Annotated in this window: 23 protein-coding genes; 13 read left to right on the top strand and 10 right to left on the bottom strand. The window is 67.3% G+C overall.

Features of this window, described 5'->3' with window-relative positions:
* The first annotated feature begins 96 nt into the window (after nt 1-96).
* The 4 genes from ON43_RS10595 to ON43_RS10610 all read left to right on the top strand — a co-directional run bounded on the left by ON43_RS10595 (nt 97) and on the right by ON43_RS10610 (nt 4,695).
* Complete coding sequence (locus ON43_RS10595; protein ID WP_083913303.1) at nt 97-1,962, top strand: alpha/beta hydrolase; 1,866 nt, start codon at nt 97-99, stop codon at nt 1,960-1,962.
* Between the two features lie 164 nt (nt 1,963-2,126).
* Entirely contained in the window at nt 2,127-3,287 is a 1,161-nt protein-coding gene (gene hsaA, locus ON43_RS10600) for a 3-hydroxy-9,10-secoandrosta-1,3,5(10)-triene-9,17-dione monooxygenase oxygenase subunit (RefSeq protein ID WP_040806274.1), read from the top strand.
* A complete protein-coding gene (locus tag ON43_RS10605) occupies nt 3,287-4,141 on the top strand; it encodes an alpha/beta fold hydrolase (protein WP_051178250.1) in 855 nt (284 codons plus the stop codon). The genes hsaA and ON43_RS10605 overlap by 1 nt, the downstream gene beginning before the upstream one ends.
* Nucleotides 4,142-4,170: 29 nt before the next feature.
* Complete coding sequence (locus tag ON43_RS10610) at nt 4,171-4,695, top strand: DinB family protein (RefSeq protein ID WP_040806276.1); 525 nt, start codon at nt 4,171-4,173, stop codon at nt 4,693-4,695.
* Nucleotides 4,696-4,703: 8 nt separating this feature from the next.
* On the opposite strand, the gene ON43_RS10615 is transcribed toward ON43_RS10610, so the two are convergent.
* Nucleotides 4,704-5,342 (bottom strand): hypothetical protein, encoded by a 639-nt coding sequence (locus tag ON43_RS10615; protein ID WP_040806279.1) that lies wholly within the window; start codon nt 5,340-5,342, stop codon nt 4,704-4,706.
* A gap of 94 nt (nt 5,343-5,436) precedes the next feature.
* On the opposite strand from ON43_RS10615, the gene ON43_RS10620 reads away from it, so the two are divergent.
* Genes ON43_RS10620 through ON43_RS10630 form a run of 3 tightly spaced genes read left to right on the top strand, consistent with a single transcriptional unit; the run spans nt 5,437 to nt 7,077 of the window.
* The gene (locus tag ON43_RS10620; protein WP_040806281.1) at nt 5,437-6,111 is read left to right on the top strand and encodes an RNA polymerase sigma factor; all 675 of its coding nucleotides are present in this window, start codon (nt 5,437-5,439) and stop codon (nt 6,109-6,111) included.
* Entirely contained in the window at nt 6,108-6,335 is a 228-nt protein-coding gene (locus ON43_RS10625) for an anti-sigma factor family protein (RefSeq protein ID WP_040806284.1), read from the top strand. The genes ON43_RS10620 and ON43_RS10625 overlap by 4 nt, the downstream gene beginning before the upstream one ends.
* Before the next feature lie 37 nt (nt 6,336-6,372).
* Nucleotides 6,373-7,077: a flavodoxin family protein gene (locus ON43_RS10630; protein WP_040806285.1), complete on the top strand. Its 705-nt coding sequence runs from the start codon at nt 6,373-6,375 to the stop codon at nt 7,075-7,077.
* 99 nt (nt 7,078-7,176) lie between these two features.
* Here the strand turns inward: ON43_RS10630 and ON43_RS10635 are convergent, their stop codons facing one another.
* Nucleotides 7,177-7,575, bottom strand: coding sequence for a DUF4870 domain-containing protein (locus ON43_RS10635; RefSeq protein WP_040806287.1), 399 nt, complete (start codon nt 7,573-7,575; stop codon nt 7,177-7,179).
* A 43-nt stretch (nt 7,576-7,618) separates the two neighbouring features.
* The gene (locus tag ON43_RS10640; protein WP_040806288.1) at nt 7,619-9,922 is read right to left on the bottom strand and encodes a LuxR C-terminal-related transcriptional regulator; all 2,304 of its coding nucleotides are present in this window, start codon (nt 9,920-9,922) and stop codon (nt 7,619-7,621) included.
* A gap of 154 nt (nt 9,923-10,076) precedes the next feature.
* On the opposite strand from ON43_RS10640, the gene ON43_RS10645 reads away from it, so the two are divergent.
* Nucleotides 10,077-10,451 (top strand): MmcQ/YjbR family DNA-binding protein, encoded by a 375-nt coding sequence (locus tag ON43_RS10645; protein WP_051178251.1) that lies wholly within the window; start codon nt 10,077-10,079, stop codon nt 10,449-10,451.
* Here ON43_RS10645 and ON43_RS10650 read toward each other — a convergent pair.
* Together ON43_RS10650 and ON43_RS10655 are read right to left on the bottom strand one after the other, a co-directional pair.
* Nucleotides 10,420-11,346: an alpha/beta hydrolase fold domain-containing protein gene (locus ON43_RS10650; RefSeq protein ID WP_040806293.1), complete on the bottom strand. Its 927-nt coding sequence runs from the start codon at nt 11,344-11,346 to the stop codon at nt 10,420-10,422. The genes ON43_RS10645 and ON43_RS10650 overlap by 32 nt on opposite strands.
* Before the next feature lie 61 nt (nt 11,347-11,407).
* Nucleotides 11,408-12,256: an alpha/beta fold hydrolase gene (locus ON43_RS10655; protein WP_040806294.1), complete on the bottom strand. Its 849-nt coding sequence runs from the start codon at nt 12,254-12,256 to the stop codon at nt 11,408-11,410.
* Nucleotides 12,257-12,311: 55 nt separating this feature from the next.
* On the opposite strand from ON43_RS10655, the gene ON43_RS10660 reads away from it, so the two are divergent.
* Together ON43_RS10660 and ON43_RS10665 are read left to right on the top strand one after the other, a co-directional pair.
* Nucleotides 12,312-12,914, top strand: a complete 603-nt coding sequence (locus tag ON43_RS10660) for a TetR/AcrR family transcriptional regulator (RefSeq protein WP_083913305.1) — start codon at nt 12,312-12,314, stop codon at nt 12,912-12,914.
* Nucleotides 12,915-12,948: 34 nt separating this feature from the next.
* Complete coding sequence (locus tag ON43_RS10665; RefSeq protein WP_051178252.1) at nt 12,949-14,001, top strand: erythromycin esterase family protein; 1,053 nt, start codon at nt 12,949-12,951, stop codon at nt 13,999-14,001.
* 123 nt (nt 14,002-14,124) lie between these two features.
* Here ON43_RS10665 and ON43_RS10670 read toward each other — a convergent pair whose 3' ends face one another.
* The 5 genes from ON43_RS10670 to ON43_RS10690 all read right to left on the bottom strand — a co-directional run bounded on the left by ON43_RS10670 (nt 14,125) and on the right by ON43_RS10690 (nt 19,663).
* The gene (locus tag ON43_RS10670; protein ID WP_040806296.1) at nt 14,125-14,829 is read right to left on the bottom strand and encodes a carbon-nitrogen hydrolase family protein; all 705 of its coding nucleotides are present in this window, start codon (nt 14,827-14,829) and stop codon (nt 14,125-14,127) included.
* Nucleotides 14,830-14,853: 24 nt separating this feature from the next.
* Complete coding sequence (locus ON43_RS10675; protein WP_040806299.1) at nt 14,854-16,080, bottom strand: bifunctional 3,4-dihydroxy-2-butanone-4-phosphate synthase/GTP cyclohydrolase II; 1,227 nt, start codon at nt 16,078-16,080, stop codon at nt 14,854-14,856.
* A 183-nt stretch (nt 16,081-16,263) separates the two neighbouring features.
* Complete coding sequence (locus tag ON43_RS46755) at nt 16,264-18,072, bottom strand: MFS transporter (protein WP_040806302.1); 1,809 nt, start codon at nt 18,070-18,072, stop codon at nt 16,264-16,266.
* A gap of 81 nt (nt 18,073-18,153) precedes the next feature.
* Nucleotides 18,154-18,792, bottom strand: a complete 639-nt coding sequence (locus tag ON43_RS10685; protein ID WP_040806304.1) for a PadR family transcriptional regulator — start codon at nt 18,790-18,792, stop codon at nt 18,154-18,156.
* A 37-nt stretch (nt 18,793-18,829) separates the two neighbouring features.
* Complete coding sequence (locus tag ON43_RS10690) at nt 18,830-19,663, bottom strand: IclR family transcriptional regulator (RefSeq protein WP_083913307.1); 834 nt, start codon at nt 19,661-19,663, stop codon at nt 18,830-18,832.
* A 232-nt stretch (nt 19,664-19,895) separates the two neighbouring features.
* On the opposite strand from ON43_RS10690, the gene ON43_RS10695 reads away from it, so the two are divergent.
* The 3 genes from ON43_RS10695 (at nt 19,896) to ON43_RS10705 (ending at nt 21,905) form a co-directional block, all read left to right on the top strand.
* Nucleotides 19,896-20,399, top strand: coding sequence for a flavin reductase family protein (locus tag ON43_RS10695; protein WP_040806307.1), 504 nt, complete (start codon nt 19,896-19,898; stop codon nt 20,397-20,399).
* Between the two features lie 82 nt (nt 20,400-20,481).
* Complete coding sequence (locus tag ON43_RS10700; protein WP_040806309.1) at nt 20,482-21,648, top strand: 3-ketosteroid-9-alpha-monooxygenase, oxygenase component; 1,167 nt, start codon at nt 20,482-20,484, stop codon at nt 21,646-21,648.
* Nucleotides 21,649-21,659: 11 nt separating this feature from the next.
* Nucleotides 21,660-21,905: a hypothetical protein gene (locus ON43_RS10705; protein WP_040806312.1), complete on the top strand. Its 246-nt coding sequence runs from the start codon at nt 21,660-21,662 to the stop codon at nt 21,903-21,905.
* Nucleotides 21,906-21,970: the final 65 nt, after the last annotated feature.

Below are 21,970 nucleotides of genomic sequence, written 5' to 3' on the forward strand. Positions count from 1 at the left end.
TCGGCGATGCCTGTTATTTGCCTCCAGGATGTGCCGCTCGGCGGGATCCGCGTGTCTTGGTGGGGGATGGGGGGTGGGCGGGGAAGACTCGGGGGTATGACTGCGGAGGAGCGCGGCGAACGGGACGCTGACCTGGTCGATACCGGCGAGTTGGATAGCGGTGCGGCTGCTGTTCGCTCGGAGAGCGGGGACACCGACACTGCGGCGAAGGCTGGCAGTGGCGGGTCGGAACAGTCACTGGCGTCACGCTTCTGGGCCTTCGCCGATCGCGCCGAGCAGGCCGTGCGGCCGAGCTATCCGGGTCTGATCGTGGCGGCGATCTTCTTCGCGTGGTCGTGTTCGCCCTCCCTCATGCCGCGCACCTGGCTGTTCCAGGGACTGGTCAGCGGGATCAGCGCGGTCATCGGGTACGGCGTCGGGTGTGTGCTGCAGTGGGCGTTCAAAAAGTGGGTGTGGCCGCGGATTCCCGATGCGGGGGCGTGGGCCAAGCTGTGGCATCCGACGGAATTGACGCGCGGGATCATCAAGGCGGTGATCGTGATCGCGTGTGTGGTGGGCGCGGCGTTCATTCTGGCGCGGTCGGCCCGCTGGCAGCGCGATCTTCAAGTGCTGATGGGGATGACGCCGACGACCACCTCGGGGTACCTGCGCGCCGAGGTCGTGGCGGGGCTGACGGTGGTACTCGTCATCGCGGTATACCGCTTGGTGCGGTGGATGATTCGACGCCTGGTGCGGCTGCTCAACATCGATTGGCGGATCCCGCGCAATGTCGCGTACCCGGTCGTCGTGGCGGCCGTGGCCGTGCTGGCGGTGCTGCTGTTCCAGGGCGTGCTTGCGAAGGGCTTCTTCAATGTCGCGAATTCGGCGTTCAGCACACGCAATGGCAAGACCTCGCCGAGTGCCATCCAGCCGCAGCTGCCCGAAAGGTCCGGCAGCCCGGCCTCTTCGGCCAAGTGGGAGACCCTCGGTTCGGAGGGCCGCTGGTTCGTCGCGACCGCGCCGACCGTCGAGCGCATCGCCCAGGTGACGGGAAGGCCCGCGCGGGAACCGATTCGGGTCTACGCGGGGCTGGAGTCGGCCGAGACGCCGCAGGACATCGCGGATCTCGTGGTGGCGGAACTGGATCGGACCAAGGCCTGGGAGCGCAAGGCGCTGGTGGTGGTGACTACCACCGGCACCGGCTGGGTGGACACCCAGACCGCGGAATCCATCGAGTACATGTACGGCGGCGACAGCGCCATCGCCGCGACGCAGTACTCCTATCTGCCGAGCGTGCTGTCGTTCCTGTCCGACCGCAACAAGGCGACCGAGGCGGGCAAGCTGCTCATCCACGCGGTGCACGAGAAGTGGGCGACGCTGCAACCGGAACACCGGCCCAAGCTGCTGGTCTACGGCGAGAGCCTCGGCTCCCAGGGCTCCGAGGGCGCGTTCACCGGTCTCGATGACATCCGCACCCTGGTCGACGGCGTGCTGTGGGTGGGCCCGCCCAACTCGAACCGCATCTGGACCCAGCTCGAACAGCGCCGCGACCCCGGCACTCCCGAGATCCTGCCCATCTACGCCGACGGCCTGCTGGTCCGCTTCGGCGCGACCGCCGAGGATCTCGCCAAACCGGCCCGCCCCTGGATCGACCCGCGCGTGGTCTACCTCCAGCACGCCTCCGACCCCATCGTCTGGTGGTCGCCGGATCTGCTCTTCACCCAACCGGATTGGCTGAAGGAACCCCGCGGCTCCGATGTCTCCAAATCCATCCGCTGGTGGCCCATCGTCACCTTCTGGCAGATCAGCGCCGACCTCGCCCACGCCCAGTCGGTGCCCGCCGGACACGGCCACAAGTACGGCACCACCGTCCTCGACGGCTGGGTCGCCGTGGCCCAACCGCAGGACTGGAACCCGGACCTGGAAAGCAATATCCGCAAGGCCCTCGACGAGGACATCCTCTGGGAGTACGCCCACAAGTAGAAAGTCCCCACCCAAAGTTTGCTGGGCCCCCGCGTCAGCAGGGGCCCAGCAGTCTTATCCCCACTGGAACCGTGGTTCCGATGATCGGGACTATTTCGGTTCGAAACACCTCGCGGGCCATAGCTTCGAGTGCAGAAACTCTTGCACGAGGAGGGAACACCCGCATGACGAACAAGGTGCTCGATCGGGTTCGCGATCTGCTGCCCGCTATCGCGGAACGGGCCGTGGAGGCCGAGGAGAACCGGCGGGTGCCCGACGCCAGCATTGCCGAGCTCACCCAGGCGGGCGTGTTCCGGATGCTGCAGCCCGCGCGCTTCGGCGGCGACGAGGCCTCGCCCATCGACTTCTACGAGGTGGTCCGCACCATCGCCACCGTGTGCCCGTCCACCGCGTGGGTGTCCTCGGTGCTGGGCGCGCACCCGTGGCAGCTGGCTCTGTTCGAGGATCGGGCGCAGCAGGACGTGTGGGCCGAGAACCCCGACACCCTGGTGTCCTCCTCCTACGCCCCGACCGGCAAGCTGACCGTGGTCGAGGGCGGCTACGAGCTGTCCGGCCGCTGGTCGTTCTCCTCCGGCTGCGACCACGCCCAGTGGGTGTTCCTGGGTGCGCTGGTCCCGTCGGAGAAGGGCATGGACTACTACACGGTCCTGGTGCCGCGCACCGACTACACCATCGAGGACGTGTGGAACGTGGCCGGGCTCTCGGGCACCGGCTCCAATGACATCGTCATCGACAAGGCGTTCGTGCCCGCCTACCGCACCTACTCGGCCACCGATCAGGCCAACCTGGTGGGCCCCGGCCAGGCGGTGAATACCGCGCCGCTGTACAAGATTTCGTTCGGCAGCGTCTTCTCCAACACCATCACCGCCCCGATCATCGGCGCGGCCCAGGGCGCCTACGACTCGCACATCGAGCGCCAGCGCGAGCGCGTGCGCCTGTCCTACGGCGGCCAGAAGGTGTCGGAGGATCCCTTCGCCCACGTCCGGATCGCCCGTGCCGCTTCGGAAATCGACGCCGCCATCCTGCAGATGGAGCGCAATATCGGCGAGCAACTGCGCTATGCCGAAGCGGGCGAGGAGATTCCGTTCGAATCGCGCCTGCGCGCCCGCCGCGATCAGGTGCTCGGCACCGAACGCGCGCTCGCGGCCATCGATCTGCTGTTCAAGAACTCCGGCGGCCACTCCATCCGCAAGCCCAACACCATCGAGCGCAACTGGCGCGACGCGCACGCCGGAAGCGTCCACGCCATCAATGACATCGAGCGCGCGCTGGCCATGTTCGGCAAGGGCGCCATGGGCCTCGAGGTCACGGATCGGATGCTCTGATGACCCTGACCGCGGAGAACACCACCCGCTGGGTGACGGTCGACGGGTACAAGCTGCGCTATCACGAGGCGGGCGAGGGCCCGGTCCTGGTGCTGCTGCACGGTTCCGGCGCGGGCGTGTCCGGCTGGGCCAACTTCGGTGACAATCTGCCGGTGCTGGCCCAGCACTTCCGCTGCCTGATCCTGGATCAGCCGGGATTCGGTGAGAGCGGGCGCCCGGAGGTGTACGAGCGCAACTACCTGCGCATCACCGCCGACGCCGTGCTCGGGCTGCTCGACGAGCTCGGCATCGAAAAGGCGCACGTGCTCGGCAATTCCATGGGCGGCACCGTCGCGACACTGCTGGCGCTGGAGCATCCGGGCCGCATCGATCGCGTGGTGCTCATGGCCCCCGGCGGCGTCGGCGTGAACATCCTCGGACCCGAACCCTCCGAGGGCATTACGCGGCTGATGGAGTTCAACGCCGCCCCCAGCGACGAGAAGGCCATGGGCTTCCTGCGCGCCATGGTGTCCAATCCGGCCACCCTGACCGAGGAGCTCGTCGCCAAGCGCCTGAAGGCCGCCGCAGACCCCAGGGGCCAGGCCGCGCTGCGTGACGCCTACGCCACCTTCTACAACCCGAAGCTGGCCGAGCCGGTCCCACTGTGGGCGCGGCTCAAGGGAATCAAGCAGGAAGTCCTCATCCTGTGGGGCCGTGACGACCGGGTCACCCCGGTCGAGGGCGCGCTCTTCGCCGCCCGCCAGCTGCCCAACGCGGACCTGCGCACCTTCGCCCACTGCGGCCACTGGGTCATGGTGGAACGCAAGGACGCCTTCGAGCGCTCGGTCATCGACTTCCTGAACAACGGTCTGTAGCAGTCGGTTTCCGGGGCTACAGTCCGACTATGACGTGGACAGCCCCGGAAATCACCCGCACCCCCCAGCTGCTCGTCGGCGATGAGCGCGCCGTCCTGCATTCCCTGCTCACCCGCGGCCGCGAGATCCTGCTGTGGAAATGCCAGGGCCTCAACGGATCCCAGCTCGCGGCCCGCAGCGTGGAACCGTCCACCATGTCCCTGCTCGGACTCATCCGGCACATGACCGAGGTCGAACGCGGCTGGTTCCGCATGCGGGCGGCGGGGGAGGAGATCCCCTACCTCTACTCCGACGAGACCAATGAGGACGGCGACTTCGACGACACCGTCTCCGAGCAGGCCGAAGCCGACTACGCCCGCCTGGTCGAGGAAATCACGGCGTGCGACAAGGCCATCGCCGACCTTCCCCTCGACCACACGGTCACCCACCCCCGCTCCGGCAAGGACATCTCCCTGCGCTGGATCTACCTCCACATGATCGAGGAATACGCCCGCCACGACGGCCACGCCGACCTCCTCCGCGAACGCATCGACGGCGCTGTCGGCTACCAGTAGGCGGAAGGCTATTTCGACGTCTGGGCGGCCAGCAGCCTGCCCTCGGTGAAGAAGGCCAGCAGGGTTTCCGGGCCGCCGAGTTCGGCGATTGTCCGTGCGGCGCCGAAGGATTGGTTCCAGAACTCGCCGGTGCGCGGTGTCCACGGGCCGACGTAGGCGTAGGGCTCGGGGATGAGGGAGTCGCCGGGGGAGACGCCGTAGTTGACCTCGTCGGCATCGATGCCGAGATCGAAGTGTTCGGGCCACAGCACCGGGGTCCGATCGGGGGCCAGCGTCCGCAGGGCGGTGTCGCCGAGTTCGTATGCGCGGGTGAGGATTCGGGCCTGGTCGGCGTCGATCCACAGTTCCGCGTGCGGGTCGAAGCCGGTGACATCCGAATAGACGCCGTCCGGCATACCGGGCTCGAGGCCCGCCGCCGCGGCCAGGTCCGCGATGGTCGCCCCGTGCAATTTTCCGACGGGTGCGTCTCCGAGCAGCAGCAGATCCTCGCGCACCGCGAGAATCGGTTCCTTCACCGTGGCGAACCCGCCCGGCGCGACCGCCAGCCGGATCGTGCCGCTGCGCCGATACTCCGGCCCCGCGAGCAGTTGTTCGGCCACCGCGTGCAGGCTCTCGCGGGTGCGGCGGTAGGCGTCGTTCGTCGTCATATGGGTACAGAGTCCTCTGGGTGAGTGAGCGTTACAGACCGCCCGTGCGCGCTAGAGTCGCGTTCGAGGATATTCGTGCGGGCGAGGAGAGCGCGTGAGCCACAACGGCGTTCTACCACCGGACGATGTCCTGGTGGGGAATCTCCGCAAGCGCGACGAGGCTGCCTTCCAGTCGATGCTCGACGCCTGGTCACCGGGGATGCTGCGGCTGGCACGGTCCTTCGTTTCCACCAATGCCTCGGCCGAGGAGGTCGTGCAGGAGGCGTGGCTGGCGGTCATTCGCGGTATCGACGGGTTCGAGGGGCGGTCGGCATTCAAGACCTGGGTGTATCGCATTCTGGTGAATACGGCCAAGAAGCGGGGGATCGCCGAGAGCCGGACCGTGCCGTTCGCGAGCCTGCTGGGTGAGGACGAGGGGCCGAGTGTGGATCCGGACCGGTTCCGACCGGCCGGGGATCCGTATCCGGGGCATTGGAAGGCCGGGCAGAAGCCGCAGCACTGGTCGGAGCCGGAGACGGCCACCGAGCGGGCCGAGTTCGCGCGCGTGGTGGCCGGGGCCCTGGCCGAGCTGCCCGACCGGCACCGGATCGTGCTGGTGCTGCGGGATATGGAAGGGTATTCCTCGGAGGAGGTGTGCGGGCTGCTCGACATCTCGGCCGGTAATCAGCGGGTCATCCTGCACCGGGCCCGGGCGGCGATCCGCACCAAATTGGAGGGTTTCTTCGATGCCGATCTGCTCGGCGGTCCGGAGGGGGCGGTGTTGTCATGAATTGCGATGAATTCGTCGAACTCGTCACCGCCTTCCTCGACGGCGCGCTCGACGAGGCCACCGAACAGCGCTTCCTGGAACACCTTTCGCTGTGCGACGGGTGCGACACGTATCTGGAACAGTTCCGTCGCACCATCCAGGCCGTCGGGGAGCTCCCGCCCGAGAGCCTGTCCGGGGCCGCCCGCGAACAGCTGCTCGACGCCTTCCGCGGCTTCCGCCCCTGACCTGTAACGCTGCCGCGGCGTCCCGACACTGCACCGCATGACGAACTACGACGACCTGCGCGCACTCTTCATCAACTGCACCCTCAAGCCGTCCCCGGGCATCAGCAACACCCAGGGCCTGATCGACGCCAGCGCCCGCATCATGGAGAAGCACGGTGTGGAGGTCGACCATATCCGCGCCGTCGACCACGACATCGCCACCGGCGTCTGGCCCGATATGACCGAGCACGGCGCGAAATCCGACGAGTGGCCGCTGCTGCAACGCCGCGTCATGGCCGCCGACATCCTGGTGGTCGCGGGCCCGATCTGGCTGGGCGACAACAGCTCCGTCACCAAACGCGTCATCGAACGGCTCTACGCCAATTCCCACCTGCTCAACGAGGCGGGCCAGTACGCCTACTACGGCCGGGTCGGCGGCTGCCTCATCACCGGCAACGAGGACGGCGTCAAACACTGCGCCATGAACATCCTCTACAGCCTCCAGCACCTCGGCTACACCATCCCGCCCCAGGCCGACGCGGGCTGGATCGGCGAGGCGGGCCCCGGCCCCTCCTACCTCGACGAGGGCTCCGGCGGCCCGGAGAACGACTTCACCAACCGCAACACCACCTTCATGACCTGGAACCTGCTGCACCTGGCCCGAATCCTGAAGGACGCCAACGGCATCCCCGCCTTCGGCAACCAGCGCACCGCCTGGGACGCGGGCTGCCGCTTCGATTACGAGAACCCCGAATACCGCTGAGGTCGTTCCGCTACCGCTGAGGTCGTTCCGCGTGAACGCCAACGGCCCGAGAGTGTCTCGGGCCGTTGATATTCGGACTTGGGGACTTCGGTTGCGCGGCTACTTGACCGATGCGGCCAGCCGATCGGCATACGGGGCAACGTATTTCCCGACCAGGGGAAGCTCGGCCCGGACACCGCCGACGTTGTTGGCCTGGATCATGGCCATGATCCAGACGACGAGCGCCAGGACCGCGACCGCCAGCCCGGCGAGGCTGAAGATGATCCCCAGCGTCCCGAGCAGCGAACCGACGATGCTCAGCACGACGTTGACCACCGAGACGGCTCCGAAGAAGACGATCGATTGCGAGGCATGGAATTTCACATCGGGATCGTTCTTGCCCACGAACAGGAAGACGATGCCGGTGAGCCAGCCCAGCGCGTAGGACAGGATCGCGCTGGTCTTCTTGTCCAGGCCGGCGGACTGCGGGTGGTTGGCGGGAGGTTGAGAAAATGTCATGCCGTAAGTAGATGCCTCGAGCGGCGCCTACCGATCCCAACTTTCACAAATCGTGCTCGTGTGCCCAGGCCGCGAGCTGGGTGCGGGAGGTGAGCCCGAGCTTGGTGAGGATGTGCTCGACGTGGGTCTCGGCGGTGCGCACCGAGATGACCAGGTCGGCCGCGATTCGCTTATTGCTGTGGCCCGCCGCCACCAGACGCGCCACGTCCTTCTGACGACGCGTCAGGACATTGGTTTCGGTGAGGGTGGCGGTGGTGGCGCGCGGCGCACGCTTGAGAGCCGGTGGGGGAGTGACGGGTTCCGGCTCGGCCGGGGTCCGGCCCAGGGCGTAGTCGATGGCCTCTTCGAGGGGCAGGCTCGCACCCGCGCCGAAGGCGGCGCGGAAGGCTTCCTCGCCGAGCGCCTCGCGAACCTTGAGACGTTCCTTCTCGCCGACCGCGACGGTGATGGTGTGGGCCAGGCGAATCGTGCTGCGCTGCAGGGATTCCGCCGAACCCATGAGGCGGGCGGCGCGCTCGTGGTCGCCGCGGGCCGAGACGGTCCACGCCAGGCCCTCGAACGCGGAGGACAGCCAGATACAGCGCTCGAACAGGGCGAGCTGTTCGATGGCGCGGCCGTGGTATTCGGCGGCGGCGTCGAGATCGCCGCGCCGCCAATGGTCGATGCCGACCGTCCACAACGCCAGCCCGCCGAGCAGGTGCGAGCCGCTGTGGGTGGTGAGTTCCAGGAAACGCTGGGCCAATTCGGTGCGGCCCGGGGCCTCCAGCACCATGGCCGCCATGAAAGAGAATGCGTGCGAGTCCATTTCGATGGCGTGCTGTCCGTGTGACGCCGCCAATTCGATGGCGTGGCGACCCAGATCCAACGACCGTTCCCGGTCGCTGTCGGCGAAGGCGAGCAGCGACTGATCCAGCGCCACCTCCGCCATGATGTCGTCATCGCCCAGGGCCGCGGCCAATTCCATGCATTCGCCGACCAACCGGGTCGCCGATTCCTGATCTCCCAGCAGCGCCGCCAGCGAGGCCGCCGACGACAACGCCTTGGCTCGTTCCGCGGTGCGCTCCGGATTGCGCGTCAGCGAATCGGTGAGCCACCGGTAGCCCTCGGACAGGAATCGGTTGTGCTCCCAGAACGGCCGCAGCACGGTCACGGTCGCCATGGTGATCAGCGGCTCGTCCTCCAGCCCCGACTTCAGTGCGGCCCGCAGATTCGCGTGCTCCCTGGACAATTCGCTGAACCAGTCCACATCCTCGGCGGTCCAGTAGGCGGTCTGCCCGCGCATGGCCAGCTGCCGGTAGTGCTCGCGGTGCCGGGACCGAACCTGTTGCGCCGTACCGCGTTCGGCCAGCCGGTCGGCCGCGAACTGGCGGATCGGCTCCAGCATCGAATACCGCGCGACCTCCCCGTCGAAGCGCAGCATCACCACCGACTTGTCGACCAACCCGGTCAGCGCCTCCATCAGCGAGCCCGGCCCCAGCTCGCACACCGCCTCCGCGGCATCGATGTCGAAACCGCCCGCGAACACCGAAAGCTGTTCCCACAGCGCCTGTTCGGCCGCGGTGCACAGGTCGTAGCTCCACCGGATCGCGCCCTCGATGGTCTGCTGCCGCTGCGGCGCGGTGCGCGGCCCGGCGGACAGCAGCCCGATGGTGTCATCGAGGCGGTCCAGGATCTGTTCCGGGGTGAACATGCGCAGCCGCAGCGCCGCCAGCTCCAGTGCCAGCGGCATGCCCTCGAGCCGGCGGCAGATCTCGGCCAGCACGGCCCGATTGGCGGGGGTGGCCTGGAAGCCCGGATTGGCGGCGGTGGCGCGCTCGATGAACAGCTGCAGCGCGTCGCCGTCCTCGCCGACGGTGTCCGGCACGGTCAGCGGCGGCACCGGCATGACCTGCTCGCCCGGGATGCCGAGCACCTCGCGACTGGTCGCCAGCACCCGCACATCGGGGGTGGTGGCGATGATCCGCCCGACCAGCGCGGCGCACGCCTCGATCAGATGCTCACAGTTGTCCAGAATCAGCAGCAGCCGCTTGTCGGCCAGGAATTCGGTGAGCCGGGGCAGCGGTGCGGTGGACTCGTCGCGCAGGTTCAGCGCCTCGGCCACGCTCAGCGTCACCAGCGCCGGATCCTGCACGTCGGCCAGCTCGACCAGCCACACCCCGTCCGGGAAGGCCCGCGACACCAGCTGCCCGATCTGCCGCGAGAGTCGCGTCTTGCCCATGCCGCCGGGACCCAGCAGGGTCAGTACCCGGGTGGTGGGCAGCAGTCGCTTCGCGGTAGCCAGCTCTTCGCGGCGGCCGACGAAGCTAGTCACCTCTTCGGGGAGGTTTCCATTGACACGCCGCGCCATGGCGTCCAACCTATGTGATCTGTCCCATTTCTTGCCAGCGGCGGTGCATAAAAGCTGCTCGCGTCGGTCTGGTAAGCGCGGCCGATAGACTCGCCGTGTGCCGAGCAGAAGTCGCCGGGCCCGCCTCGCAGACGTCCACGAGATCGCGCTGGGCATGCCGCACGTGACCATCGAGCAAGGTCCGGCGGGCAATCCGGTCTACCAGGTGGGCCGCAAATCCTTCGTCTTCTTCCGCACCCCGCGGCCCGACGCCTTCGACCCGGAGACCGGCGAGCGCTATGACGACGTCATCGTGATCTGGGTGCCCTCCGAGGACGACAAGCTGGCGTTGACCCAGGACCCCGATTCCCCGTTCTTCACCACCGACCATTTCCGCGGACATCTCTCGGTTCTGGTGCGCGGCAGCCGAATTCCCGAACTGTCCCTGGCCGAACTCACCGAAGTCATTCAGGACGCCTGGCTTTCACGCGCCTCCGCCACCCGCGCCCGGCAGTGGCTCAATGCGAATGCGGGGAACGTGTCCGACTGAGCGCGCTGCGCAGGGCGTCGATGATGACGGTCCGGGCCGCACGGCCTTCCGGTGTCGGGGTCAGCGGATAGACATGCACCAGGCCCGAGGCCTCGTGATAGTCGACCTCGACCCCTGCGGCCCGGGCCTTCTCGACCATGAGGCGAGCATCCGGCAGCAGGATGTCGCGGGTGCCGCAGAAGACGGTGAGCGGGCCGAGGCCGGTGAAGTCGGCGTAGAGCGGGCTCACCCGGGGGTCGGTGAAGGGGAGCGGGCCGCGCCAGTGGTCACCCAGGACCACGCCGCCGTCCCGGCCCAGCCAGGGATCCTCCGGCTGGACGATCGGGATCTCGGGATTGACCATCGACAGATCGGTGGCGGGCGAAATCAGCACTGTCCGAGGCACACTCGGGTCACCGGCATCGCGCAGCACCACCGCGGTGGAGAGCGCGATCTGCCCGCCCGCCGAATCCCCGGCCAGGCACACCTCGCCGTATTCGGCGCGATTGGCGCGGACCAGATCGGCGAAGGCCGGAATCACCTGATCGGCGGTGCCGTACGGGATCAGCGGGTAGATGGGCAGCGTGACCGTGGTTTTCGCCCGAGCCGCGATATCGGCGGCCAATTCCCAATGCTGCCGGGCGATCTCATTGACCCACCCGCCGCCATGGCAGTAGATGACGTTCCCGTGCGCGCCGCCGGATCGCGGCGTGAGGGTGTAGATCGGCCAGCCGTTCTCCCGCCGCACCGACACCTCGACGTCCGAGCGCAGGATGCGCGGCGGCCCGAAGGACTGCGGTCGCAGCGTCCGCTCGCGAATGTGTTTCCGAGCGCCCTCGGCGGTCAGGAAGGGCTGGTTGGCGCGCGTGACCCGCAGAAACGCGGGCACCACCACCTGGCTCATGAAGCTCGGCATCGCGCCTCCAGTGCATTCGTCCGGCCGATTTCGCCGACCTTACCGAACGGTAGCGCGGGCCCTATTCGGATTCGATGACCGCCTCGGTGAGGAACTCCGACATGGCCGCCGCCACCGCATCGGGCTGATCGATCATCGACAGCACATAGGCGTCATCGATCTCGACCAGGCGCGCCTTGGGAATGATCTCGGCCAGTCGCCGGCCGTGCTCGCGCGGCATCACCTTGCCCGCCGACGACCAGAGAATCAGCGCCTCGCCCCGGAAGTCGCGCAGCGCTTCGGTATTCGCGATGAGCTCGGCCTTGGGCCGCTTGGACTTGCCGTACTTCAGCATGTCCCGCTGAATCCGCTTGTCCCGCAGGCCCGGTTCGGTCCAGCCGTGCACGAGTTCGTCGCTGAGCGGATAGCGCGCCATCCAGCCGAACAACAGCGGCGACGACCGCAGCCAGGAGATGCGTAACTGCTTGAGCCCCAAGGTCAGTGCGCCCGGCAGGTAGGCGGCCGCGGTGACGGTCTTGCCCGGCAGGCCCGGCGGGAAATTGGTGAACGCCTCGCACGGCAGCACGATCATCCGCCCGACCCGCTCGTCCAGCCCGTACGCGGTGAGGAACAGGCTGCCGCCCCAATCGGTGTGCACCAGCGTCACATCGTGCAGATCCAGCGCCGCAAGGAAATCCGCGATCAGCTGGTTCAGCCCCCGCATGCTCAGATCGGCATCCTCCCGCAGCGGTTCCGGATGCGAGCCCAGCGGCAACTCCGGCTGGATGTACCGGAACCCCTGCGGCAGCTTCCCGATCACCGCGTCCCACTGCGTCTGATTCATCAGCAGCCCGTGCAAGAGCACGACCGCCGGACCCTCACCCCGCTCGCTGTAATGGATTCGTCCCGCACTTACCTCGACAGTCGGCATGATCGACTCCTCCTCTAGAGCACACGCTCTAGTGCGTTTGCTCTAGTCTGTATTCGTGAGCGAGAACCTGTCAACCAGTACCCGGGACCGCCTGGTAACGGCCGTCGCCGAGCTCATGCGCGTGCAGGGCTACAGCGCGATCACCGTCAAACAGATCACCGCCGCCGCCTCGGCTCCCATGGGCTCGCTGTACCACCACTTCCCGGCCGGGAAATCCGCCATCGCCGCCGAATCCCTGCGCACCTCCGGCGCGGCGTACATCCAGCTCCTCCCGCTGTTGATGGACGCCCACGCCGACCTCCGCGAAGCCGTCCCGGCCGCCTTCGCCGCGGCCGCCGAGACCATCGAGCAGAACGGCTGGATCAACATGTGCCCGGTCGGCACGGTCGCGGGAGAAGTGGCCGACAGCGCACCCGAAATCCGTGATGTCGCAGCGGAAGTCATGACCTCCTGGATCGACCAGGGCACCGGATACTTCGTCCGCCGTGGCCTTCCGGAAAGCGACGCAAGGGAATTGATGATCGCGATTCTCTGCGCGCTGGAAGGGGCCTTCGTGCTCAGCCGGACACTGCGGTCGACCGAACCGCTACTGGCCGCCGGACGCGCCATGGGTGCTCGGGTCTCGGAGCTGATGGCGTCCAAGATCTCACCGGCTTGACCTGAACCATTGTTCAGGTTGAAGAGTGGACGGCATGGACGCCAACGCACTCTCCACCGCAACGATCGTCGGGATCGGCGAGTCGACCCGCTTCGCCCACGAGACCTTCACCATTCGCGACGAGCTGTTCCGAGACCTGGTCGAGAACCACAACTTCCGGACCCTGGCGGTCCAGGACAGCGCCGATGTCGGTGAGACCCTCGACGCCTACGTTCGACACGGCAAGGGCACCGCCACCTCCGCCCTCGACAATGCCTGGCGGCCCTGGCGCACAGCGGAAATGGCCGCGGCGCTCACCTGGATTCGCGAGTTCAACGAAGCCCACCCCGGCGATGAGGTGCAGATCATCGGCATCAAGCCGGTCCAGGCCCAGCCGGAGGACTACGACGCCGTCCTGGACGCCGTTCGGGTCCAGGCCCCCGACCACCTCGCCGAGCTCGCGGCCCATCTGGACCCCATCCGCACCGCGCACACCCTCGATGAGCACGTCCAGCGCGCCCGGGGCGTCCACCCCGGTCGCCGCTTCCTCGACCGTGCTCGCGACGCCTCGGCCCTGCTCGCCTCGATTCCGGGCCTCGACGAATCCGTGCGCGCCCGAATGGCTCTGATCGAGGAGTTCCACGCCCACAGCGTCACGGGCCGTGGCAGTTTCGCCGGCGAGGCCGACCTCTGGGCCGCCTCGATCATCGAGCACCATCGGCGCACCGGCCTGCGCACCGTGTACTGGGACGGCATCTCCCACGTCTCCGCCGTCAAGGACACCGTCGGCAGCGTCCTGCGCGACCGCTTCGGCCGCGACTACGCCGCCGTGGCAATCGGATTCCACCACGGCAATGTCGGCATGTACGAGATCCCCGCCCCCGCACCGGATTCCCTCGATGCGAAGCTCGGCGAGCAGGCGGACCCGACACTGTGGCTGGACATGCGCACCGACCCGATCACCGAGTCCACCAAGATGCGGGTCATCAGCGGCATCTACGACCCGGCCCGAGATGCCGACGGGTACACGGCGGTCGACAACCCGGCCGAGGCCTTCGACGTCCTGATCCACGTTCGCGAGGTCACGCCGCTGACCTGGCTCGCCTGATTAAGCATCTGGTCGAAGGTTCTCCTCGTCATTCCGGCGTGCTTTTGGCCGGAATCCACCTCGGACAGCGAGATCCCGGCCAAGAGCATGCCGGGATGACGGGTTGGATTTCCGTCGAGGTGCTTAGCCGACTTGCGCCACGACGACGCTGGTCGAGCTGGAATCGCCCTCGACCAGCAGGTCGCCGCCGGGAGCCCAGAGCGCCGCTCCGCCGCATCCGATCCACGGGCCCGCTGCCCCAACATGATTCGCCAGCACCACGGCCATACCCGACTCGCGCGCGATCCCCGGATAGATCGTCGCTCGCTCTCGCACTCCGCCCTCGCTCCCGTACAGCGAACTGGCCAGGTGCACCTGGCACCCCGCATCCGCGTTCCGCGCGATGAGGTCGGGGAAGTGATTGTCGTAGCAGGTGGCGATTGAGAACCGCAGTCCGCCGAATTCGAACCGGCCGTCCTGCGCACCCGCCACGAACACCCCCTGCTCTTGCTCGTACAGATGTTGCTTGAGGTACTCGCACATCGGTTCGCCCGAAGTCCCGTAGACGTACGTCGTGATGGCTGGCCCGTGATCAGTGGGCGCCGCACAGTTGATCACGGTTGCGATCCCGCTGTCACGCAGCGGATCCAGCCGAACGTCCTGCGCGTCGACCAGCAATCGGGGGTTGTCGGCGATCAACTTCAACTCGTACCCGGTCAGCGTCAGCTCCGGATACACGATCAGCTCCGCGCCCCGGTCCCGCGCCCGCCGGGCAAGCTCGACCGCCTGCCTCACATTGGCGTCGACATCGCCGGGGACACAGGTGAGCTGGGCGGCCGCGATCTTCACCCCGCCAGCATTCCATCCGTGCGCTCAGCGGTAGCCCACGGCCTCGAAGTGCGGCAGCTGATGGCTCATCCGGTCCCGCTTGGTGCTGAGGTAGTGGACATTGTGCTCGGTGGGCTGGGTCTGCAGCGGAATCCGGCTGTGCACGGTGATCCCGTTGGCTTCCAGGCCCGCCTGCTTGGCCGGGTTATTGCTCAGCAGGTGAACGGAATTCACGCCCAGATCGGCGAGAATCCAGGCCGCCGCGCCGTAATCGCGGGCATCGATGGGCAATCCCAGCCGCACATTGGCATCGACCGTGTCGGCCCCGGCGTCCTGCAACTCGTAGGCGCGCAGCTTGTTGAGCAATCCGATGCCCCGGCCCTCCTGGCCGCGGAGGTAGACGACCACACCGCGTCCCTCCGAGGCGACGGCCGCCAGCGCCGCATCGAGCTGCTCGCCGCAATCACACCGCAGCGAACCGAACGCATCGCCGGTCAGACATTCGGAATGCACTCGGGCCATTACGTTTTCACCGGACGGATCGCCGTAGACCAGCGCCAGATGCTCCGCGCCGGTGTGCTCATCGGCGTACCCGTAAACCCGGAAATCCCCGAACCGCGTGGGCAACCGGGTCTCGACCACGCGAGAAATCCCGTGCTCCAACTGCTTCCGGTGCTCGATCAGATCGGCGATCGAGATGATCGGGATGTCCCACTCGCGCGCCATGACCAGCAACTCCGGCAACCGAGCCATGGTGCCGTCGTCATTGACCACCTCGGCGATGACCCCGGCGGGCCGCAACCCGGCCAGCCGCATCAGATCCACGGCGGCCTCGGTATGCCCCGGACGCCCCAGCACCCCACGGGGATTCGCGCGCAACGGGAACACGTGCCCCGGCCGCGACAGCTGCTCGGCGGTGGTCCGCGGATCGGCCAGCAGCCGCATGGTCGTCGCCCGATCGGCCGCCGAAATACCCGTGCTCACCCCCGCGACCGCGTCCACCGACACGGTATAGGCGGTCCCCTTCGGATCCTGATTGACCGCGGCCATCGGCGGCAATCCCAGCCGATCGCAGTCCTCCCCGGTCATCGGCACGCAGATGACTCCGCTGGTGTGCCGCACCAGGAACGCGATGTTCTGCGCCGTCGCAAGCTCGGCGGCCAGGATCAGATCGCCCTCGTTCTCGCGATCCTCGTCGTCCACGACGAGCACCATGCCGCCGCGGGCGACGGCGGCCAGCGCCGCCGCGATGGTGTCGAGTGCACCGGTCATCGTCGACCACCTCCTCCGGGCCGCATGTGCTGTCGGCCTATTTCCAATCGAAATATGCCGAGTGGAGAACAAGGAGGTCAGGTCCCGGTGAGCGGGCAGCGATGCGCGAAGAACGGCCCGGAGGCGAATCGCCTCCGGGCCGTTTCTCATTCAGTTGTCGACCGTCAGTGCCATCTATGACCCTTAGTGCGCCGCACCACCGGTCGCCGCGGTGCGCCCGTGCTTCATGACGAACGCACCGAGCAGCGCCACCGCCGCCGAGATCGCGACGAAGTAGAACCCGAGCTCATACCCCTTGTCCGCGTACAGCAACGGAATGTCCTTGGTGACCGGCGGCGCGCCCGTCACCGACACCACGGCCTTGACCGGATTGGCCGTCAGGAACGCGGTCGCCACCGCGAGCCCGATGGCCGCGCCCATGGCCTGCATGACACCCAGCATGCCGGCGCTGATGCCCTGCTGTTGTGCCGGAACGCCTTCCACGATGAGGTTCGGCGTCGAGGCGTAGTACAGCGCGAACGCGATGCCGTACACCGCGCTGATCAGCGCCTGGGTCTGCCAGCCGTGCGAGAGCGCCGCGTAGGCCAGACCGCTGCCCACGAAGATCACCAGCGCCGTGACCAGCGGCCAGCGCGCACCCGAGCGGCGAATCCAGAGGCCGCCCAGGAAGCCGAAGAGCATGGCGATCAACGACTGTGCCAGCGTCACGTGGGTGGCGAACTTCAGCAGCGAGAAGTTGTCACCGTAGGTGTAGCCGGGATCCAGATTCACCTGCACCATCTCCGGCGGCAGCTTCGAGTACACCATCTCCGGCGGCACCTGCGCGTTCACCACCTCGGGTGTGACCTTCGCGTTCACCTGATCGGTGAGCTGCTGGATCAGTGCGGGCGGCAGTTCCACGCCCGGCGGCATCGCGGCCTTGGCCTGCTCCTCGGCCTGCGCCAGCCCCTGCGCGCGAGCCTGGGTCAGCGCCTGCGCCTGGGCCGCCTGCAACGCACCGGCCTTCACCTGCACCCAGGTGGCGTCCTTGACCTGTGCCACCACCTGATCCGACGGCGGCGACTGCGTCATGTACCCGGTCGCGTAGGACTGGTACCCGATCATGAACGAGGCCAGCAGACCCACGAACAACACGATGCTCACGCGCGGATTGAACAGCAGCTTCATATCCATGATCGGTTGCTTCGCACGCATTTCCACGATCGGGAACAGCGCGAGCAGCACCACGCCGCCGATCAGCCAGGCCAGCGTGGACGGCTTGGTCCAGCCCCAGTCCTGGCCCTTGTCCAGGTACAGCAGGGTCAGCGTCGCGCCCGCGCCGAGCAGGATCGCGCCGACCAGATCCAGGCGCTGCGGGGTGCGCAGCTTGGATTCGGGAACGATGACGATCAGCAGCGGAATCATGACCACGCCGAAGATGAACAGGAACCAGAACAGCCCGCGCCAGCTGGTGTGATCGGTGATGTAGCCGCCGATCAGCGGACCGGCGAGGGCGGAGACACCCAGACCCGTGGAGGCGATGCCGAGGCCGATGGGCACCATCCGGCGCGGCATCAGGTCGCGGATCAGGCCGTAGGACACGACGGTGGTGGCGATCGCGGTCGCCTGCAGCGCACGGCCGATCAGGAACAGGGCCCAGGTGCTGGTGACGGCACAGAGCAGGGTGCCGAGCAGGAACAGCACACCGCAGACCACGAACATCCGCTTCTTGCCGTAGATGTCGCTGAGCTTGCCGATCAGCGGGGACACCGCGGCGCCGAAGATGCCGAAAACGATGATGGCCCAGTTGATATTGGCGCCCTGGTCGGGGAAGGTGGGCGCGATCTGCCGCAGCGCGGAGGCGACCATCACGTACTGCATCGGGGAGATCTCGGTGAACAGCACGATGACCGCGAGGACCGACCAGATCCTCAGATTCGACGCGCCGTCGAGGCGGCCGCTTTCGTCAGGCGCGGCGCCGGGCGGCACCGCGGTATCGACGGAGGTGGACATAGTGCGTCCTCCAGAGTGGGTAGTAACACGATCGTGTGAACCGTGTCACGCCCACGGGGCGTCGCCTATGAGCAAGTCCGTTCAGTGGGAATCGCTGGAATTCTGCCGCTTGGCAGGCTTCCGGCGGCTACGCTGTCTCGCCAATTTGTCCATATCCGCCAGCAGATCCTCGGCGAATTCCTTTTCCGCCTCGTAATGCTTGACGCACCAGCGCAATACCGCGCTGGGATAGGCCCAGTCCGGATTCACATCCGCGCCCTCGGCGTCGGCCAGCGCGCGCCGCCGCATGGTCTCGGTGTATTCGATGTGCTGGGTGAGGATCTCGCGCATGCGCTCGGGTTCGGCCAGATGGCCCAGCCAGGCCCGCAGCATCACGCTGTGCTTGAGCACCGGCGCCTCGACGGGGGAGTGGTTCACCCAGTGCGAGGCGGCCTCGCGCCCGCTTTCGGTAATGGCGTACATGCGTTTACCGCGCATGCCGTCCTCGGAGACCACCGTCCGCGAGGTCGCGTAGCCGTGTTTCTCCAAACGCTTGAGTTCGGCGTAGATCTGGCTGAACGACGGACTCCAATAGAAGAACTGCAGACTCCAGTCCGCCCATTTCTTCAGGTCGTAGCCGGAGAGTTCCTCGGCGTGCGAGAGCATTCCGAGAACCGCCCACGCCGTCGTCGGCAGCTCCGGAATCGCTTGTGCCTCATCGGCAGGCACGCCCTCGGTCATCATCGAACTGTATCGCCCCCGCATCCGGTATCTCCGCTCAACGCCAGTGCGCGCGACGCGGGAACAGGGTGCGGCCGGCCTCGTGCGCGACCTCGAGCACGACGCGGGCCAGCCGGTCGTAGCTCATGCCGTCGGCGCGACCGGACAGCGACAGCGCGGCGGGCGCGGTGCCCCGGCCCCGCAGCGGCGCTGCGACACAGGCGATTCCGGCCACGGCCTCCTCACGATCGATGGCCACGCCCTGGCGCAGGCGAATCTGCCCCAGCTCCCGGGCCAATGCCTCGGGCTCGCAGATGGTGCGCGGGGTCAGCCGCGGCAGGCGGTTGCGCAGCGCGGCCTCGGCGATATTGGGCTCCAGACAGGCGAGCATGGCCTTGCCGAGAGCCGTTGCGTGCGCGGGCATCCGGCCGCCCAGGCGGGTGGGCAGGCTCGCGGCGAAGCGGCCACCGGCCTTGTCCAGGTAGACCACATCGCGGCCGTCGAGGACCGCCAGGTGCCCGACCATGCCGGTGCGCTGGCTCAGCTCGTGCAGCAGCGGGGACACCGCATCGCGAATCTCGTTGTGGTCGGCGGTGAGTCCGCCCAGCTCCAGGGCGCGCATGCCCAGGCGGTAGCCGCCCGAGGTGTGGGCCAGCCAGCGCAGCTTGATCATCTGGTCCAGGATCCGGTGCACGGTGGACCGCGGCAGCCCGGTGCGCTCGACCAGGCCGAGCAGGGTGAGCGTGGGGGTGGAGGCGTCGAATGCGTCCAGGATCAAGGTCATCCGCTCGATCATCGAGACGGGGACTTCGGCGCTGGCGCGGGATTCCTTGGCGCGCATGGGGTTGTGAGTGGGTCGAGCTTCCGCCGGGGGCAGCAGGGCGACGGACATGGGTACCTCCGTTGGTCATATCCAGTCTAGGACTATTCCGATTAGGCATGTGCCTGGATCGGAGCGTGTGCTACCAGTCACAGTGCCCTGCGCCACACGCTGGGGAATCGGGGGAACTACGTAAAACCTACGGATACGTGTCCCGATGACCGAACCACGTAGTTGACGCCTCCGGTCCGCGACCTGCTGTCATGACTTCTAGCTATATTTCGGATCGAAATAAGGAGGCGCCGTGGACCCGGTGCTGGATCAAGTTCCGGCCATCGACGCAGCGGCTTTCAAGACCGTTCTGGGGCGCTTCGCCTCGGGAGTCACCGTGATCACCGCCCTTGACGAGGGGCAACCGGTGGGCTTCGCCTGTCAGTCGTTCGCATCGCTGTCGATCGACCCGCCGCTGGTGAGTTTCTTCCCGGCGCGCACCTCGAGCACCTGGCCGAGAATCCGTGCGGCGGGGCGGTTCTGCGTGAACATCCTGGCCGACGATCAGGCCGATATCTGCCGTCGGCTCGGACGGCCGGGCGCGGACAAGTTCGCCGGGGTCGACTGGGCCGCGTCCGCGAACGGGTCGCCACTGCTCGTCGGTGCCATGGCGTCGATCGACTGCGAGCTGCACGACGAGGTGGACGGTGGCGACCACACCATCGTCATCGGGCGCGTGACCAGCCTGAACGAGCACTCCGAGGCGAATCCGCTGCTGTTCTACCGCGCGTCTTTCAGCCGTCTCGCAGACCAGTAGCGACCTCCCGGCCAGTGAGACTGCGCTGTCGTCGCCGTCACATCGGCCGGAACCATCGAAGCAACAGAGGAGAGGAATTCACATGACCACCGCAGAGAGCGAAGTCCGCGTCATCGACTCGGGAAAGCCCCCGACTCGATTCGCGCGCGGCTGGCACTGCCTCGGCCTGGCCGACTCCTTCCGTGACGGAAAGCCGCACACCGTCAAGGCTTTCGGCACCGAGATCGTGGTCTTCGCGGCCGAGGACGGCACCCTCAACGTGCTCAACGCGTACTGCCCGCACATGGGCGGCAATCTGGCCGACGGCACCATCAAGGGCGATTCGCTGGCCTGCCCGTTCCATGACTGGCGCTGGAACGGCAAGGGCAAGTGCACCGGCATCCCGTACGCGCGCCGCGTGCCGCCGCTGGCCCGCACCAAGGCGTGGCCGACCATGGTCGAGAACCACATGCTGTTCGTCTGGAACGATCCGGAGGGCAAGCAGCCCCCGGCCGAGCTGGCCATCCCGCGCATCGAGGCCGCGTTCAGCGACGACTGGACCGACTGGACCTGGAACTCGATGATCGTGGACGCCAACTGCCGCGAGGTCGTCGACAACGTGGTGGACATGGCGCACTTCTTCTACGTGCACTACGGCTTCCCGACCTTCTTCAAGAATGTCTTCGAGGGCCATACCGCCAGCCAGTTCATGACCTCGGTGTCGCGTGAGGACATGATGGGCGAGACCGCCAAGGCGCTGGGCGGCAAGAACGTGCTGCAGTCGGAGGCCTCTTACTACGGGCCGTCCTTCATGATCGATTACCTCAAGAGTGAGAGCCCCAACGGCCTTGTGGTCGAGGGTTATCTGATCAACTGCCACTACCCGATCAACGAGAACCAGTTCGTGCTCATGTACGGCGCGATCGCCAAGCGGCCCGAGGGCGTGCCCGCCGAGCAGGCGAACGAGATCGCCGAGAAGTTCGTGGGCGGTCTGGGTAAGGGCTTCGAGCAGGACGCCGCCATCTGGAAGCGCAAGTCGCGCATCAACAATCCGCTGCTGTGCGAGGAGGACGGGCCGGTTTATCAGCTGCGTCGCTGGTACGAGCAGTTCTACGTGGATGTGGCGGATGTCGCCGATGAGATGACGGATCGGTTCGAGTACGAGGTGGACACCACCCGCGCGGTCACCGCGTGGGAGGCCGAAGTCGCCGACAACATCGCCAAGCGGGCTTCCGCTGACAGCGCGTCCCGCGCGGCTGCGAACGCCTGAGAGGCATTGGGATGGACAAGGTTTCGTGCCGGTCCTGCGGGACTTGCGTGCTGGTGGAGAAGTACAGCGACCAGCACACCAGCGTGCAGTGGAACAAGACCGCGATGGCGGAGTGCACGGAGTTCGCCGGGAACACGCCGCGTTCGCACACCTGCGGGGCGCTGCGCGCGAGCATCGATGAGGCCGTCGCCTCGGGTGCGATCGGTGTCAGCACGCGGGACGTGGACGTCCGCACCCGAGGGCGAACCCTGGCCTGACCCCTGGCTCAGAAAAGTGGGCCGCCCGACGTCGTCGGCGGCCGGCCCGTAGGTACGGGTTACCC

This window comes from Nocardia concava NBRC 100430, assembly GCF_000308815.1.
In the GTDB taxonomy this organism is placed as follows: domain Bacteria; phylum Actinomycetota; class Actinomycetes; order Mycobacteriales; family Mycobacteriaceae; genus Nocardia; species Nocardia concava.

Bases quoted from the DNA above. Each gene is read 5' to 3' on its own strand.
- ON43_RS10595 (WP_083913303.1), top strand. From the start codon at position 97: ATGACTGCGGAGGAGCGCGGCGAACGGGACGCTGACCTGGTCGATACC.
- hsaA (WP_040806274.1), top strand. From the start codon at position 2,127: ATGACGAACAAGGTGCTCGATCGGGTTCGCGATCTGCTGCCCGCTATC.
- ON43_RS10605 (WP_051178250.1), top strand. From the start codon at position 3,287: ATGACCCTGACCGCGGAGAACACCACCCGCTGGGTGACGGTCGACGGG.
- ON43_RS10610 (WP_040806276.1), top strand. From the start codon at position 4,171: ATGACGTGGACAGCCCCGGAAATCACCCGCACCCCCCAGCTGCTCGTC.
- ON43_RS10615 (WP_040806279.1), bottom strand. From the start codon at position 5,342: ATGACGACGAACGACGCCTACCGCCGCACCCGCGAGAGCCTGCACGCG.
- ON43_RS10625 (WP_040806284.1), top strand. From the start codon at position 6,108: ATGAATTGCGATGAATTCGTCGAACTCGTCACCGCCTTCCTCGACGGC.
- ON43_RS10630 (WP_040806285.1), top strand. From the start codon at position 6,373: ATGACGAACTACGACGACCTGCGCGCACTCTTCATCAACTGCACCCTC.
- ON43_RS10635 (WP_040806287.1), bottom strand. From the start codon at position 7,575: ATGACATTTTCTCAACCTCCCGCCAACCACCCGCAGTCCGCCGGCCTG.
- ON43_RS10640 (WP_040806288.1), bottom strand. From the start codon at position 9,922: ATGGCGCGGCGTGTCAATGGAAACCTCCCCGAAGAGGTGACTAGCTTC.
- ON43_RS10645 (WP_051178251.1), top strand. From the start codon at position 10,077: ATGCCGCACGTGACCATCGAGCAAGGTCCGGCGGGCAATCCGGTCTAC.
- ON43_RS10650 (WP_040806293.1), bottom strand. From the start codon at position 11,346: ATGCCGAGCTTCATGAGCCAGGTGGTGGTGCCCGCGTTTCTGCGGGTC.
- ON43_RS10655 (WP_040806294.1), bottom strand. From the start codon at position 12,256: ATGCCGACTGTCGAGGTAAGTGCGGGACGAATCCATTACAGCGAGCGG.
- ON43_RS10665 (WP_051178252.1), top strand. From the start codon at position 12,949: ATGGACGCCAACGCACTCTCCACCGCAACGATCGTCGGGATCGGCGAG.
- ON43_RS10675 (WP_040806299.1), bottom strand. From the start codon at position 16,080: ATGACCGGTGCACTCGACACCATCGCGGCGGCGCTGGCCGCCGTCGCC.
- ON43_RS46755 (WP_040806302.1), bottom strand. From the start codon at position 18,072: ATGTCCACCTCCGTCGATACCGCGGTGCCGCCCGGCGCCGCGCCTGAC.
- ON43_RS10685 (WP_040806304.1), bottom strand. From the start codon at position 18,792: ATGACCGAGGGCGTGCCTGCCGATGAGGCACAAGCGATTCCGGAGCTG.
- ON43_RS10690 (WP_083913307.1), bottom strand. From the start codon at position 19,663: ATGTCCGTCGCCCTGCTGCCCCCGGCGGAAGCTCGACCCACTCACAAC.
- ON43_RS10700 (WP_040806309.1), top strand. From the start codon at position 20,482: ATGACCACCGCAGAGAGCGAAGTCCGCGTCATCGACTCGGGAAAGCCC.
- ON43_RS10705 (WP_040806312.1), top strand. From the start codon at position 21,660: ATGGACAAGGTTTCGTGCCGGTCCTGCGGGACTTGCGTGCTGGTGGAG.